Raw genomic sequence first — 13381 nt, forward strand, 5'->3', positions numbered from 1 at the left:
TTGGTGGATGTGCAATGGCCGCGAGCCTACCGGATCGTCAACAGCAGCTTCCCGCCGATTGCGCTGTTCGAAGACGTCCTCGACCCCGAGGACCTCGAAGTTGCCTACGCCATCGAAGCGCTGACCAATGATCGCCTGATCGAACAGGCCGGCGTACTCGCCCGCGTACGTCCCGAAGATCGCCTGTCCGGCCCCGGTTCCAGCCCGGTGATGGCCGCGTTCACTCACCTCGGCAAACGCAGCCGTTTCTGTGACGGCACCTTCGGCGTTTACTACGCTGCGAGCAGCCAAGCCGCGGCCATCTCCGAAACCTGTTATCACCAGGAGCGATTTCTTGCGGCGACTCAGGAAGCGGATCTTGAGTTGACCATGCGGACTTACGTCAATCGGGTGGTTAAAGCGTTACACGACATTCGTCACGATCACCCCGAGCTACACAATCCGGATCCGGAGGCTTATGGGCCGTCTCAGCTATTCGCCCGTCAACTGCGCGAAACCGAGTCGTGGGGACTGCTCTACAACAGCGTTCGCCTGCCGGGCCATGAATGTGTAGCCGCGTTTCGACCTCCAGCGGTATCGATTCCGAAGCAGGGCAAGCATTTGCGGTATGTGTGGAGTGCGAGTCAGCAGAAGATTTCGTTTGTGCTTGAGATCAGTCAGGTCTGAAACGCAAAAGCCCTCGCATCGGCGAGGGCCTGACACCGGCGTTTACATCAACGGCTTGTCCGGCGGCACATCCATCACTTTCACTACATCATCGATCAGCGCCTTGCTTAACTCCTGCAGATACTGCGAGGCATAAGCGTGAAGGTCCGGATCGCGCGAGACTGACGTGTCCGCAATGAGCAGGCGTGAAATGTGAAGCAAGTGTGAGGCGTGGGAAAGGGCGGCTATTACCGGCACACCACGGTTGGTGCGGAACATCGCTTGATTGGATTGAAAGGAAAAGTGTGTGAGGCCGAGGGTTTTCAGATCTTGAGAGTTGGTCATTTCGTTTCACCTGCCGTTCGAGATGGGCGGTGTGAAGTGACCGGTGTTGGTGACGGATCAATGGCTTTCATTTGTGAACTCCCTGTATCAAATGAGAGCTGCCATTTCGTTCTCAGGCGAAAAGGTGGCAGCTATGCGCAGGCTGAGAAACCGGAGATACAGGAACCCGGCAGACCCGAAGGTCTCCCACGCACAGCCGCCATTGCACAGTAATGCAGACACAAAAAATGCGCCGGCAAACGTGAGTTGGGGCGCTGGTGCGCCTGCATCTTACCCGGGTTCTCAGGCCCGGTCGCTGAATTGGCAGCGACGAGCTGAACGGTAGCTTTGCGAAGGGCGGATGAGCAACGGTGGCTAGTAGTGGCTTCTCGTTACAACGAATTTCTAAGGGTTTCGCACCACCCGTTTCGTCGATCGCGAGTTTTCCTTAGCCCTTTCTAAGCAGCAAAAAGAGGAAAATCAGTGGTCGAAGAATTGGAGCAATTCCAGCAGGACTCACTGGAGTCTGTACGTCAGATGAAGGCCGGTGAGGTCGCGCGCGTAACGCCGATGCGGTTCTTTGCGGCGGAGGACCCAAGCGTCGAGGCATCAAGCACTCTTCACTGGGAAGCCGCGTTGCCATTGACTCCGCCGGTTCAGTGAGCTGAGAAACGCTGCTCACGCAATTACACCTTTTTATGGGCGCGCCATAATTATTGCCAGTTCATAATTTGGCATAAAGGCGGAAATTCGGGGGTTTTGGGCAAAAGCCGTGCTTTGTGGAAGAAGGGCGTCTTGCGTATAGATCGACATGTGCGGAGGAGAGGCGCTATTTCTACTGAAGCTGAAACGCGGCTAAAAATATAAACACCCATAAACAACAAAGCCCCTTCATTTCTGCAGAGGCTTCGTTTTGTATGGTGCCGGCTCCAAGAGTCGACCCCGGGACCTACTAATTACATGGAAGCTGCTACCTGTAACAAAATCAACAGGTCAGCGCTAATGTTGTTACATGATGATCGTTGCGATCCGCTTAGATCAATGGGGAGTGGTGGCCGTGTTACGTGTGCCTTTCCGCGCATGCGATTAGCGTCATTCATAGATTTCTAATATATCCCTCAACGACGTCCCAAGTGATCGTAAATAACCTCGCACGTTCTTGGTCGGACGCGGTACTAATCCCGCCATGGCGCGTATGGGCAGCTGCCGCTTCAATTTCTCGAGTTGTAGCTTCTGAACATTGAGCAATCTCTCGTAACTTGGCCCATTGAGCGGCCTTATTTCTGTCACCAGGGGGAAGACCAAATTTTATGATGCAGTCTTGTCGTAGTGCCTCCACTGCTCGATAGCAGTAAAACCCGGTGTCGTCCGCGTGCTTCATGGCCATGGATAAATCGATGAAGCAGCGGTGCAGCAACGTTCCTTCCTTTCCGATAGTTTTTTCTCGGATCAGTGAATACATCGCCTCTTTATCTAGTGACGCGTTCCTTTCAGCGATGCAAGGGACATCGATGCCAATCACCCAATCTATATCCCGCTCCCGTTGAACAATCCGCGTAACGTCCAGTTCATAGGCATAACCGTGCAGAAAGCCGACTACTGAAAGCTCATTTGAGATGGCTGTTTTAATGAAGTTTCTAAGGTCGTAAAGGGGCCATTCAGCCTCGGTGTCGACCCACGCGACAATTTTGTTCAGTTGAATATTTACACTGATCGAGGTTGTCGTGTTGCTCGCAAGATGCTGACACGAAAACCCAAATTTCATTGATATCTGGGCTCGCTCTGGGTGGACAGTTCCTTCTATCAGATAAGTCTCCATATGCGCCTCATTGCTTATTGGAAATTTTTATTCTTTGATGAAGCGGTTTTTGTGTGCTGGCTATTCTGCTGATGGATTTACAATCGGTAAACTATGGTCGTAAACGTCCATCACCTCCTGATCCCTGTGACCACTTGCTACCTGTTTATCCGCCCTGGTACCAACGGTGTCAGTGATACCTCGCCGCTTCAAATCATGCAAGGCTAAGCGGTCTTCCGGATTAATGGTACATCTGCAATCGCTAACGTGATGAATCGTTACCACGCAGTGTCGAGGCTAGTTTTCCGCAGTGGTCCACCATGGCTGTCCACGATGAAGAAGCGCTTTGACGCTACGATCGGAATTGCCGTTTACGGCGCTCCCAAACCCTAGCGCGTAGATGCCTCATTTTGCTTTGGTTTGATAGCCATGGCCGCACGCTCAAGCGCGGTGAAGAGCGCAAGCGGGCGCTTGATTCCATGGCTGAGCGTATGGTCAATCCACTCGCTGAAGAGCTGAAGAGCTGAAGAGCTGAAGATATCAGTACAAGCCATTTCACACCTTATCGAGCCGATCGGCTGGCGGGCAAGTTCGTCAGGTCGACGATCGGCAGTGGGCGCAAGAAAGGTGAAAAGGCTAAGCCTGTCAGTGCGAACACGTTAAATCACGATTTGGCTATCTGCGGGCTGTGCTCAATGAGCTTGAACGGCTGGGGGAGTGGAAAGGGGAGAATCCTATCGGGAAGGTTCGGGCGTTGAAGTACGACGAGACCGAGATGGCTTATCTCGATGCTGAGCAGATTCCGCCTTTGTTGGCGGAGTTGGATAGGCGTTCAGCGGCGGCGGGGACGGTTGCCAGGATCTGTTTGGTTACGGGTGCAAGGTGGTCTGAGGCGGAGGAGTTGCAGAGCCGGCAAGTGCGCAATGGACGAATTCATTATGCGCGGACGAAGTCGTCGAAGAATCGGTCTATTCCTATCTCCAGTGATCTGCAAAAGATGATCAAGGCTGCGTTGCCGTTTGGTGATTGCTACAAACGGTTTGGGGAGTCTGTCGAGGCGGTGAAGTTGGAGTTGCCGGCGGGGCAGATGACGCATGTTTTGCGGCATACGTTTGCGAGTCATTACATGATGAATGGCGGGGATATTCTGACTTTGCAGCGGGTGCTGGGGCATTCTTCGTTGGCGATGACGATGAAGTATGCGCACTTTAGCCCTGGGCATTTGGCTGAGGTGGTGAATTTGAATCCGCTTTCGTTTGGTGGGGTTGATAAGGGGGAAGGGGAATGACTGAGGGAATTGATTGGGCTCCAGTGGTGCAGTCGCTTGCTACGACTAACTGGACAGCTGTGTTCGTCGCCGTGGTGACGGGGTGTACGGCTGTGGCTGGGCCAGTGTGGGTTTGGCACAGTCAAGTGAGGAGGGAGCGGAAAAGTGTCCGTGCTGCTTTGCTGGTTGAGGTAGCAATACTTGTGGAGCTGATTGAGATTCGTGGATACCTAGAAGGGCTACGAGATGCGGAGAAGGAAATAGCTGGATGGAGTGACGAGCAGCGGGAGGACTTTAATTATGAGTTTTCGGCCAATATCACCAGACCTTACAACGCTGTATATCAAGCCAACGTGTCGAAGTTAGGCAGTATGTGCGCGCATGAGGCAACTCAAATAGTACGTTTTTATCAATTGGCGGATAGCGTCGTGGCCGATATCACTCCCGGCGGTATCCTCTATCGCGGATCATCCGACTCAGAAGATTTTAAAGACGCGGCGGATATTTTGGAGAGGATTCTCAGCATTGGTCGCAAGCTCACGTCCACCAAGCGGGGGAGCAAATTAGCGCCTTGGAACTGGTTTAAAAAATGAAGTGTGGACACTTTGTGGACGTTTTCACGATTTGACGCGAGGTGTTTTTTAGCCCAGAAACGACAAAGCCCCGCATTGCGGGGCTTTGAATATGGTGCCGGCACCAGGAGTCGAACCCGGGACCTACTGATTACAAGTCAGTTGCTCTACCAACTGAGCTATACCGGCGTGTGGGCGACGATTATAGCGATTGGGTAGATCCTGTAAACCCCTGAATTCAGACTATTTTTGCATTCCGGAAAAATCAGGCCCTGCGAAAATTTATGCGCAGCTTTTGTACCTCACGCGCAGTAAGGCATTTACGCAGGGCGTACAGGTCAGCTTCGGCTTTCGTGACCCGCAATTATTCACTCGGCTCGCCCATTATTCGGCGGTTATGTCGTTTTGATTGGCAGCTTATGCACAACTGAGGGGGGGCGAGGACTGCTAAGGCGAGGTTTTGTGAACCCATTCTCATTTTGTTCGCAAATCCCTGTTTTACAGGTTTTTATTTGTGTGTACAAAAAATGACCAGTGTTGTTAAGGCGACGAAATAGGCGCAAATATTGGATCCACGGCAAATCCATCAACAGAGTTATCCACAGGCTGTAACGTTTTAAGCGCGTTCGGCGAGCAGCAGTAGGTTACGGGGTGTGAGTGAGGTGTCGCAAAAGGTGCCGAGGCGTACAACGTATCCCTGTTCTGCGAGGAAAAGCGCCCGATCCAGATTCAGCCAAAGCTCCAGGGGTAGTCGGAACAATCCGCGAAGCAATTCCAGGTTGCGAACTTCGGCCAACCGCTGCCAACCGGTTGCTTCGAGTGCGGGCCAATCTGGCTCGCCGATTGTGGATAACTCTTTGAGCACAGCCAGATCGCGACAGTAATCGGCGAACGGTTTGTCTAGCCAGGCGCTGGGCAGGGAGGGCGTTGGCAGGTATTGGTCGACGCCGCGCAGTTGCCGTTGCAGCAAGTCGAAAGCCAGGCGACGAGCCATCGAGGTGTCGCGCTGACGTCGGACGCGAGCACCGGCGGTGACGGTTTCGCTCATCGGCAACGCCAGATCTTCCAGCGAGAGCTGTAGGAGCGATGCCGATCCCGCGCAGGACAAGGCCTGATATTCGTTACGACTGATGCGGTTGTAGCAGCAGGGCGCGATCGCCATTTGCTGGCAATCTGCGGCACTGGCCAGTTGCATCAGGCGCACATGCAGATCACCGCAGGCGTGGAGGGCGACGGGGGTGTGGGCGGCGTTCAATACCGCTGGGGCGTCTGCCGCGAGTACATCCTGTTCGAGATGCAGGGCGTGCAAGTGATGACGCTGACTCAGTGCCTGACCGCTGGCGACCAATAGCGGATCGTATTCAACGCAAGTCAGTTGTTGTCCCGACCCCAGTAAGCGCCGGCCCAAGTGTCCCTTGCCCGAACACCAGTCCAACCAATGCGTCGGCTGCGAAGCGAAAGATAAACGACTGGCAAACGCTTCAATCTGCTGCCACTTGCGCCCGGGCACATCGACATTCAAACGATGCCCGGCAGCTTCAAGCGCACGCCCCGGCAACTCACCGACCGCACTCAGCTGCGCCGACGACTTCGCCAATGAAGCGAACGGCTCAGGCGCATCCACGAGTTCAGCAGGATGGTTATGCGCGCGTTCTGCATCTTCCAGCGACCGCCCGCGTAGCCACGCAGACAACTCCGGGTAGGACGCTTCCCATGGAAGTTGTAGGTGAGTGAACGGTCGAGGTTTCCACAGCGCCTGATGCTCAATCAGAAAAGCATCCAGCGCGGTGAAGCGGGCGAGTAAGTCCTCGCCCGTCAGCACGCAGGAAGTGTCAGCGGCCTTGGCAGGCATCGACGCGCAGCCAGCGCTCCAGCAGCTTGAAGCCGCGTACCAGCACGTAAGCCATGACCAGATAGAACACGCCGGCGGCGAAGAAGATCTCAACCGGCAGATAAGTGCGGGCGATGATCGTGCGCGCCATGCCGGTCAGTTCCAGCAGGGTCACGGTGCTGGCCAGGGCACTGGCCTTGAGCATCAGGATCACTTCGTTGCTGTACGCCGGCAGGCCGATGCGCGCGGCACGGGGCAGGATGATGTAGAACATCGCTTTGGGCCTGGACATGCCCAAGGCTCGCGCGGCTTCGATCTCGCCCGGTGGAATTGCCTGTATCGCGCCGCGCAGGATTTCGGCGATGTACGCCGCCGTATGCAGCGTCATGGTCACGGTGGCACACCAGAACGGATCGCGCAGGTACGGCCACAACGCGCTTTCACGCACTGCATCGAACTGCGCCAGACCGTAATAGACCAGGAATAACTGCACCAGCAGCGGCGTGCCGCGGAAAAAGAATATGTAGGCGTAAGGCAGCGAGCGCACGTACCAGCGCTTCGAAGAGCGCGCGATGCCCAGCGGAATGGCGAGGAGCAGGCCGGCGATGACCGCGATGGCGACCAGTTCCAGCGTCAGGGTCGCGCCTTGTGCCAGTTTCGGCAGCCATTTGATGATGACTTCCCAGTTCATTGCGCGCTCCTCGCAAAGCCGCGAGCGGCGCGTTTTTCCAGCAAGTGCATGCCGGTCATCGCCAGCACCGTCAGGCCGAGGTACATGATGGCGGCGACCATATAGAAGGTGAACGGTTGTTTCGACACGGTCACACCGATCTGCGCGTGACGCATGATTTCCTCGAGACCGATCACTGAAACCAGCGCGGTGTCTTTCATCAGGATCATGAACAGGTTGCCCAGGCCCGGCAGGGCGATGCGCCACATCTGCGGCATGATCAGCCGGGTAAAAATGCGCCATTTCGACAGGCCCAGGGCCTGGCCGGCCTCACGGTGACCTTTGGGAATGGCCAGCAGGGCGCCGCGAAACACTTCCGTGGCGTACGCGCCGAAGCACAGGCCCAGTGCGATCACACCGGCGGCAAATGCATTGAGTTGCAGGTCGGGGTTGCCGAAATACTCACCGAGGGCGCGCATCAGGTTGACCGTGCCGAAGTAGATCAACAGCACCCAGAGCAATTCCGGGACGCCGCGCACCAGTGTCGAATAGGTGCCGCCAAGCCATTGCAGCGGCTTGTACGGGGAAGTCTTGGCCAAGGCGCCGAGCAGGCCGAGCACCAGGCCCAGGCAGAGGGCGGTGAGGGCCAGTTGGACGGTCATCAGCGCACCAGCGGCGAGCGCCGGGCCGAATCCGTAGAGGTCGATAATCATGGGTTTCTGTTCAAATTGCGGCAGGCAAAGTCGGGAGCCGGCGCCGCTTGATCACGGCGCCGGTCCCACAGGTCAGATCAATAGATGCTGAACGGGAAGTACTTGTCGTTGATTTTCTTGTAGGTACCGTCAGCGACGATTTCCTTCAGTGCGGCGTTCAGCTTGTTGCGCAGTTCGTTGTCGCCCTTGCGCACGGCAATGCCGATCTTGTCGCTTTCCACCACCGGGTCGCCCTTGAACTCGTAGTTCTTGCCAGCGTCGGTTTTCAGCCAGTCATAGTTGGCGTACTTGTCGGCGAGGATCGCGTCGACACGACCGGAGGTCAGATCGAGGTAGGCGTTTTCCTGGGTGTCGTAGAGGCTGACCTTGATGTCGTCACCGTAGGTGTCTTCCAGCCAGGTGCCGGCCAGCGTTGCGCGCTGGGTGCCGATGGTCTTGCCCTTGAGCGAGTCCTTGTCGGTTTTGAAATCGACGTTTTTCGGCGCGATGAATTGCAGCTTGTTTGAGTAGTACGGGTCGGTGAAGTCCACCGCCGCTTTGCGCTCTTCGGTGATCGACAGCGAGGAGATCAGGAAGTCGAATTTCTTCGCGTTCAGCGCCGGAATGATGCCGTCCCAGTCAGAGGTGACGACGGAGCATTCGGCTTTCATCTTCGCGCACAGGGCGTCGCCGATTTCCTTGTCGAAACCGACCACTTGGCCGCTCGCGTCTTTATTGTTGAACGGCGGGTAGGCCGCTTCGATGCCCATTTTCAGGGTTTCAGCCATGGCACCGGCGCTGAACGCGAGGGTGACGGCGGCGGCCAGGAAGACCTTTTTGAAATTCTGCATGCATGTTGCTCCGTTAGCGGTTGCTGGACATGAATTGTTTGCAGCGCGCCGAAAGCGGGTTGTCGAACACCTGCTGTGGCGATCCTTGCTCTTCTATAAGGCCCTGATGAAGGAACACCACTTCGCTGGAAACCTGACGGGCGAAGCCCATTTCGTGGGTCACGAGCAGCATGGTGCGGCCTTCTTCGGCCAATGCGCGGATGACACTAAGTACTTCCTGAACCATTTCCGGGTCAAGCGCGGAGGTAGGCTCGTCGAACAGAATAACTTTCGGCTGCATTGCCAGCGTGCGGGCGATCGCTGCGCGTTGTTGCTGGCCGCCGGACAATTGCGCCGGGTAGGCGTGGCGCTTGTCGGCGATGCCGACCTTGGCCAGCAACGCTTCGGCGACTTCGATGGCCTCGGCCTTGCTCTGGCCGAGCACGCGGCGCGGGGCTTCGATGACGTTGTCGAGCACGCTCATGTGCGGCCACAGATTAAAGTTTTGAAATACAAAACCAATCTCCGAACGCAGGCGATTGATCTGCTTGCCGTCGGCGGCGACCAGTTCGCCGTTCTTCGCGGCCTTGAGCTTGAGTTCTTCACCGGCCACCAGAATCTGGCCCTGGTGCGGGTTTTCCAACAGGTTGATGCAACGCAGGAACGTGGACTTGCCGGAACCGGAAGAGCCGAGGATTGAGATCACGTCGCCGTCGCGGGCGGTCAGCGAGATGCCTTTGAGCACCTCCAGCTGTCCGTAGCGTTTGTGCAAGTTGCGGATTTCCAGCGCGGGCGTGGCCTCAGCCATGTGCGTTCCTCATATATGTTGCGCTCCTGCTGTTGGCGGGCCTTCCTGGCGAGGCGGCCAAGCTAGCATAGCGTTTCAATGGCAGCCAACAGCGCTACGAGCGGTAAACGGGTGGCATGTGGCGGGTTGTCGCATCGGCGCAGCAGACTGTCGCCCCGTCAACAACCGAACGGGTGTTTGATCGTGCAAACCCGAGGGTGCCGCGTAAAAAAAGGCGCGATGTTGCCAGCTTTGGCGGGGTGTTGGAAGCGCTATCCGGCCGAACGTTCCTTATTCGCCCTTTTTCTGTGCGTCGCACACTTTATCTGTGTGTTTCTGGTGCGCTGATTCGTCTTGAAAGTGAGTCGCCGGGTAACGCTCTGGCGAATAGCCATTAAACTCAAGGACTTGCATCGGATGCCGAAGCCCCCGGCCCTCAAGGACTTGAAACATTTTGGCGCAAATATTGCGTGCAGAATAAGGAACAGGCCGTTGGATTCTTTTTACGAGAAAGAATTTTCAGACGCGCCGGACGCACTCGCTTTCCTTGCAAAGGTAGTCTCTATGAGCAGTACCCCAAGCTCCACTGGCCTCGAACAGGGGCTCAAACCGCGTCATGTGACCATGTTGTCGATCGCCGGTGTGATCGGCGCCGGTCTGTTCGTCGGCTCCGGCCACGCCATTGCTGCCGCCGGCCCGGCCGTGCTGCTGGCTTACGCCGCCGCCGGTACGTTGGTGGTGTTGGTGATGCGCATGCTCGGCGAAATGGCCGTGGCTTCGCCGGACACCGGTTCGTTCTCGACTTACGCTGACCGCGCGATCGGTCACTGGGCCGGTTTCACCATCGGCTGGCTGTACTGGTGGTTCTGGGTGCTGGTGATTCCGCTGGAAGCCAATGCCGCCGCGACCATCCTGCATGCGTGGTTCCCGGGCGTGGACATCTGGGCTTTCGCGCTGGTCATCACCCTGCTGCTGACCGTGACCAACCTGTTCAGCGTGAAGAATTACGGTGAGTTCGAATTCTGGTTCGCCCTGATCAAAGTGCTGGCGATCATCGGTTTTATCGGCCTCGGCCTTGCAGCGATTTTCGGTTTGCTGCCGACCAGCCAGGTCAGTGGCGTTTCGCACCTGTTTGACAGCGGTGGCTTCCTGCCCAACGGCATGGGCGCTGTACTGGGCGCGATCCTGACCACCATGTTCTCGTTCATGGGCACCGAGATCGTCACCATCGCGGCGGCGGAATCGAAGGACCCAGGCAAGCAGATCTCCAAGGCGACCAACTCGGTGATCTGGCGGATCGGCCTGTTCTATCTGGTTTCGATTTTCATCGTGGTGGCGCTGGTGCCGTGGAACGATCCTACCCTGGCCAACCTCGGTTCCTATCAGACAGTGCTTGAGCGCATGGGCATTCCCAACGCCAAGATGATCGTCGACATCGTCGTACTGGTGGCAGTAACCAGTTGCCTGAACTCGGCGCTGTACACCTCCTCGCGCATGCTGTTCTCCCTCGGCAAGCGTGGCGACGCCCCGGCCATGTCGACCCGCACCAACAAGAGCGGCACGCCTTACTGGGCGGTGATGCTGTCTACCGGCGCAGCATTCCTCTGCACCTTCGCCAACTATGTGGCGCCGGCTGCGGTGTTCGAATTCCTCCTGGCCAGCTCCGGTGCCATTGCATTGCTGGTGTATCTGGTGATTGCCTTCTCGCAACTGCGCATGCGCAAGCAGCGCATGGCGCGCGGCGAGAAAATCGTCTTCAGCATGTGGCTGTTCCCGGGGCTGACCTGGGCGGTGATCATCTTCATCGTCGCCGCGCTGACCATCATGCTGTTCCAGGAAGCCCACCGCGTGGAAATCCTCGCCACCGGCCTGCTGAGCCTGATGGTGGTAGTGGCTGGTCTGCTGGTGTCGCGCCGGCGCAAGCTGGAGAAGCGTGGTGCGGTGGTGTTGAACTGAGTCGCAACGCGTGATGTAAAAACGGCCGCTGTCAGGGATGACTAGCGGCCGTTTTTTGTTTCTGAGAAGGGCTTATTCGCTCTTGTCTTCCTGGGTGTCTACCGACTTCCCATAAGCATCCAGCGCCACCCCGAAATCAGTGATGAACTGCGGCTCGCTCAGCCAGGCCTGGGCCTGTTCGATGGTCATGCCGTCGGCCCACATGCGGTAGTCGATGAGCATGTCGGCGGCCAGGTGGGTGGCGGCCATGCCTTCGTTGTCGGCGTTTTCCATGTCGAGCAGTTCAGGGTGGTCGACAATGATGAAGGCCAGTTCGCGCAGCAGGGTCAGCAGCATTTCGTCGCGACTGACCGCTTCGGCGTCGCGCATTTTGCTGAACATCGCCAGGGTGTATTCCGGGATCGGCTCGGCGAGGTGGCCGAGGTCTTCGTCCTGATCCAGCGGTTTGCGCCCAACCATGCGGATTTGCTTGGCTTTGGCCTTGGCGCGTTTGGCGCGTTTGTGTTGCTTGTTCAGGGATGCCATGGGAGCTCAGTTCTTCTGTTGGGTTTGTGCGGCGATCGCGTCGGATGCCGCTACATAGTCAGCCTGGAATGCCGGTGATTCGATCCACGCCAGCGCGCCAGCCTCGTCGGTTTCCTGCGACCACTGGCGATACTCGATCAGCGCGGCGAGGATGAAATCCATCGCGCCTTCTTCGCCTTCCTGCTCGTACACCAGTTCCAGCAGCGGATCTTCGAGGAACGCGGTGCACATGGCTTGCTGGCTGATCTTCTCGGCGTCGATCATTTTCTTGAACAGTTCGGTAAGGTCTACCGATTCGAAATCGATGCGGTCATCGTTCGGGTCCAGCTCGACCGGCGCTTCGGCGCGTTTGGTGCGGTTCTGCTTGGCCTTGGCTTTGGCCCGGGTGGCGCGTTTTTGCTGCTTGTTGGCGGAGGCCATGGTGTGTTCCGTCGTGCGTGGAGAAGGGCTCAACTGCGCGGGACTTGCCGCCCGGGTGTGTCGGGGGCCAGTGCGCCCGTTTGCAGCCAGGTCAGAGCGATGGGCCATAGTGTGGCTTGGTATGCGCTACGAAAAAAGCCGAAATGTCCGACTTGTTGTTCGCCGATGTCCTGCGGTGCGATACGCCAGTGGGTTTTAGTTGCGTTGCAGAAGTAGTCGAGCAAGCGTTCGATTGCCGGGATCGTGCCGTAAGGGTCGTCGCTGAGGCTGATGGCCAGGGTCTGCGCGCGGACGTTGGCGAAGGGCAGGGCGCCCGCCTTTTTCATCAGCGCGCGACCGCTTGGGCGCTGCTCGTAACGTGCGGTGGGCGTGCTCCAGTCGCAAACTACGCCGGTTGGCGTGTCCTCCAGCCAGCCGATCCGCTTGCCTGGAAAATAGCCGCAGAGCAGCGCCATCAAAGGCATGACCACATGCCACTTGCCGAACATCCGCCAGCGATGTTCGGGGGCGTAATCGCGCCAGTAAGCGAACTGCGCACCGACGGTAACCAGCCGTCGGATGACCGTGCCCGACGCGGCCAGGCCTGCCGCACAGCCGCCGAAACTATGGGCGACTACATCGATTGGCTGACCGGGAAACTCCCGCTGCGCCCGTTTGAGCATCGCTTCGAAATCCAGCGCGCCCCAGTCGGTCCACGAGGCGCGCAGCCCTTTGATCGATTCGCTGCGTGATTCGCCGATGCCCCGGTAGTCGTAGGTCATCACGTCGAAGCCGTGGCTGAACAGATAGGCCGCGAACCTTGAGTAATGGCGACAGCGCACGGAGGTGGCGGCGTTGATGATGACCACCGGGCGCTGTGGATCGGGCGAACTATGGCGCCAGGTGAAGCCGCCGAGTGCGTAGCCGTCGGCTGCGGTTTCCTTGAAGGGCGTAGCTTCAGTTACAGTCAAAGCTGCTTGGCTCAACTCTGGGTCGCCCACATCGGATGTCTGCTGACAGCTCATGGTGCTTGACCTCGGCGGTTAGATGCCAACCATAGTCGCCGCGCTGATCAAGAACAATCC

General features: G+C 57.4%; 16 protein-coding genes, 1 tRNA gene and 1 pseudogene. 6 read left to right on the forward strand and 12 right to left on the reverse strand.

What is annotated here, in order from left to right; genetic code table 11:
• Window positions 1-666, forward strand: a complete 666-nt coding sequence (locus tag AC4IHP_RS09645) for an RES family NAD+ phosphorylase (protein ID WP_490831605.1) — start codon at window positions 1-3, stop codon at window positions 664-666.
• A 42-nt stretch (window positions 667-708) separates the two neighbouring features.
• Here AC4IHP_RS09645 and AC4IHP_RS09650 read toward each other — a convergent pair whose 3' ends face one another.
• Complete coding sequence (locus AC4IHP_RS09650) at window positions 709-990, reverse strand: DUF3077 domain-containing protein (RefSeq protein ID WP_490831570.1); 282 nt, start codon at window positions 988-990, stop codon at window positions 709-711.
• A gap of 462 nt (window positions 991-1452) precedes the next feature.
• On the opposite strand from AC4IHP_RS09650, the gene AC4IHP_RS09655 reads away from it, so the two are divergent.
• Window positions 1453-1632, forward strand: coding sequence for a hypothetical protein (locus AC4IHP_RS09655; RefSeq protein WP_422394740.1), 180 nt, complete (start codon window positions 1453-1455; stop codon window positions 1630-1632).
• Window positions 1633-2065: 433 nt separating this feature from the next.
• On the opposite strand, the gene AC4IHP_RS09660 is transcribed toward AC4IHP_RS09655, so the two are convergent.
• Together AC4IHP_RS09660 and AC4IHP_RS09665 are read right to left on the reverse strand one after the other, a co-directional pair.
• The gene (locus tag AC4IHP_RS09660; RefSeq protein ID WP_490831571.1) at window positions 2066-2788 is read right to left on the reverse strand and encodes a DUF8168 domain-containing protein; all 723 of its coding nucleotides are present in this window, start codon (window positions 2786-2788) and stop codon (window positions 2066-2068) included.
• 60 nt (window positions 2789-2848) lie between these two features.
• Window positions 2849-3164: pseudogene (locus AC4IHP_RS09665) on the reverse strand (site-specific integrase); the annotation flags it as partial.
• A gap of 13 nt (window positions 3165-3177) precedes the next feature.
• Here AC4IHP_RS09665 and AC4IHP_RS09670 point away from each other — a divergent pair.
• From AC4IHP_RS09670 to AC4IHP_RS09680, 3 genes are all read left to right on the forward strand, one after another.
• Window positions 3178-3294, forward strand: a complete 117-nt coding sequence (locus AC4IHP_RS09670; RefSeq protein WP_490831572.1) for a phage integrase — start codon at window positions 3178-3180, stop codon at window positions 3292-3294.
• Between the two features lie 248 nt (window positions 3295-3542).
• Window positions 3543-4055 (forward strand): tyrosine-type recombinase/integrase, encoded by a 513-nt coding sequence (locus AC4IHP_RS09675; RefSeq protein ID WP_490831606.1) that lies wholly within the window; start codon window positions 3543-3545, stop codon window positions 4053-4055.
• Window positions 4052-4627 carry a hypothetical protein gene (locus tag AC4IHP_RS09680; protein ID WP_490831573.1) on the forward strand — a complete coding sequence of 192 codons (576 nt, stop codon included), beginning with the start codon at window positions 4052-4054 and terminating at the stop codon, window positions 4625-4627. The genes AC4IHP_RS09675 and AC4IHP_RS09680 overlap by 4 nt, the downstream gene beginning before the upstream one ends.
• Before the next feature lie 92 nt (window positions 4628-4719).
• Here AC4IHP_RS09680 and AC4IHP_RS09685 read toward each other — a convergent pair.
• From AC4IHP_RS09685 to AC4IHP_RS09710, 6 genes are all read right to left on the reverse strand, one after another.
• A tRNA-Thr gene (locus AC4IHP_RS09685) sits at window positions 4720-4795 on the reverse strand.
• 427 nt (window positions 4796-5222) lie between these two features.
• Window positions 5223-6458 carry a methyltransferase gene (locus tag AC4IHP_RS09690; RefSeq protein WP_490831574.1) on the reverse strand — a complete coding sequence of 412 codons (1236 nt, stop codon included), beginning with the start codon at window positions 6456-6458 and terminating at the stop codon, window positions 5223-5225.
• Window positions 6439-7128, reverse strand: coding sequence for an ABC transporter permease (locus AC4IHP_RS09695; protein WP_016772145.1), 690 nt, complete (start codon window positions 7126-7128; stop codon window positions 6439-6441). Before AC4IHP_RS09695 ends, AC4IHP_RS09690 begins: the two co-directional genes overlap by 20 nt.
• Window positions 7125-7820 carry an ABC transporter permease gene (locus tag AC4IHP_RS09700; RefSeq protein WP_016772144.1) on the reverse strand — a complete coding sequence of 232 codons (696 nt, stop codon included), beginning with the start codon at window positions 7818-7820 and terminating at the stop codon, window positions 7125-7127. The genes AC4IHP_RS09695 and AC4IHP_RS09700 overlap by 4 nt, the downstream gene beginning before the upstream one ends.
• A gap of 77 nt (window positions 7821-7897) precedes the next feature.
• On the reverse strand, window positions 7898-8650 hold the full coding sequence (locus AC4IHP_RS09705) for an ABC transporter substrate-binding protein (RefSeq protein ID WP_042608621.1): 753 nt from the start codon (window positions 8648-8650) through the stop codon (window positions 7898-7900).
• 13 nt (window positions 8651-8663) lie between these two features.
• Window positions 8664-9437, reverse strand: a complete 774-nt coding sequence (locus tag AC4IHP_RS09710) for an ABC transporter ATP-binding protein (protein ID WP_024011209.1) — start codon at window positions 9435-9437, stop codon at window positions 8664-8666.
• A gap of 543 nt (window positions 9438-9980) precedes the next feature.
• Between AC4IHP_RS09710 and gabP the strand changes: the two genes are divergently transcribed.
• Complete coding sequence (gene gabP / locus AC4IHP_RS09715) at window positions 9981-11372, forward strand: GABA permease (RefSeq protein WP_490831575.1); 1392 nt, start codon at window positions 9981-9983, stop codon at window positions 11370-11372.
• A gap of 72 nt (window positions 11373-11444) precedes the next feature.
• Here gabP and AC4IHP_RS09720 read toward each other — a convergent pair whose 3' ends face one another.
• Genes AC4IHP_RS09720 through AC4IHP_RS09730 form a run of 3 tightly spaced genes read right to left on the reverse strand, consistent with a single transcriptional unit; the run spans window position 11445 to window position 13321 of the window.
• On the reverse strand, window positions 11445-11897 hold the full coding sequence (locus AC4IHP_RS09720; protein WP_460123001.1) for a hypothetical protein: 453 nt from the start codon (window positions 11895-11897) through the stop codon (window positions 11445-11447).
• Window positions 11898-11903: 6 nt separating this feature from the next.
• Window positions 11904-12317: a hypothetical protein gene (locus tag AC4IHP_RS09725; protein ID WP_016772137.1), complete on the reverse strand. Its 414-nt coding sequence runs from the start codon at window positions 12315-12317 to the stop codon at window positions 11904-11906.
• 29 nt (window positions 12318-12346) lie between these two features.
• Window positions 12347-13321 carry an alpha/beta hydrolase family protein gene (locus AC4IHP_RS09730; protein ID WP_490831576.1) on the reverse strand — a complete coding sequence of 325 codons (975 nt, stop codon included), beginning with the start codon at window positions 13319-13321 and terminating at the stop codon, window positions 12347-12349.
• Between the last annotated feature and the right edge of the window lie 60 nt (window positions 13322-13381).

Source organism: Pseudomonas sp. UF-293 (assembly GCF_058245595.1).

Coding starts and splice junctions, on each gene's coding strand:
- AC4IHP_RS09650 (WP_490831570.1), bottom strand. CDS start 990: ATGACCAACTCTCAAGATCTGAAAACCCTCGGCCTCACACACTTTTCC.
- AC4IHP_RS09710 (WP_024011209.1), bottom strand. CDS start 9,437: ATGGCTGAGGCCACGCCCGCGCTGGAAATCCGCAACTTGCACAAACGC.
- AC4IHP_RS09660 (WP_490831571.1), bottom strand. CDS start 2,788: ATGGAGACTTATCTGATAGAAGGAACTGTCCACCCAGAGCGAGCCCAG.
- AC4IHP_RS09705 (WP_042608621.1), bottom strand. CDS start 8,650: ATGCAGAATTTCAAAAAGGTCTTCCTGGCCGCCGCCGTCACCCTCGCG.
- gabP (WP_490831575.1), top strand. CDS start 9,981: ATGAGCAGTACCCCAAGCTCCACTGGCCTCGAACAGGGGCTCAAACCG.
- AC4IHP_RS09690 (WP_490831574.1), bottom strand. CDS start 6,458: ATGCCTGCCAAGGCCGCTGACACTTCCTGCGTGCTGACGGGCGAGGAC.
- AC4IHP_RS09700 (WP_016772144.1), bottom strand. CDS start 7,820: ATGATTATCGACCTCTACGGATTCGGCCCGGCGCTCGCCGCTGGTGCG.
- AC4IHP_RS09695 (WP_016772145.1), bottom strand. CDS start 7,128: ATGAACTGGGAAGTCATCATCAAATGGCTGCCGAAACTGGCACAAGGC.
- AC4IHP_RS09725 (WP_016772137.1), bottom strand. CDS start 12,317: ATGGCCTCCGCCAACAAGCAGCAAAAACGCGCCACCCGGGCCAAAGCC.
- AC4IHP_RS09675 (WP_490831606.1), top strand. CDS start 3,543: ATGGCTTATCTCGATGCTGAGCAGATTCCGCCTTTGTTGGCGGAGTTG.
- AC4IHP_RS09680 (WP_490831573.1), top strand. CDS start 4,052: ATGACTGAGGGAATTGATTGGGCTCCAGTGGTGCAGTCGCTTGCTACG.
- AC4IHP_RS09720 (WP_460123001.1), bottom strand. CDS start 11,897: ATGGCATCCCTGAACAAGCAACACAAACGCGCCAAACGCGCCAAGGCC.
- AC4IHP_RS09730 (WP_490831576.1), bottom strand. CDS start 13,321: ATGAGCTGTCAGCAGACATCCGATGTGGGCGACCCAGAGTTGAGCCAA.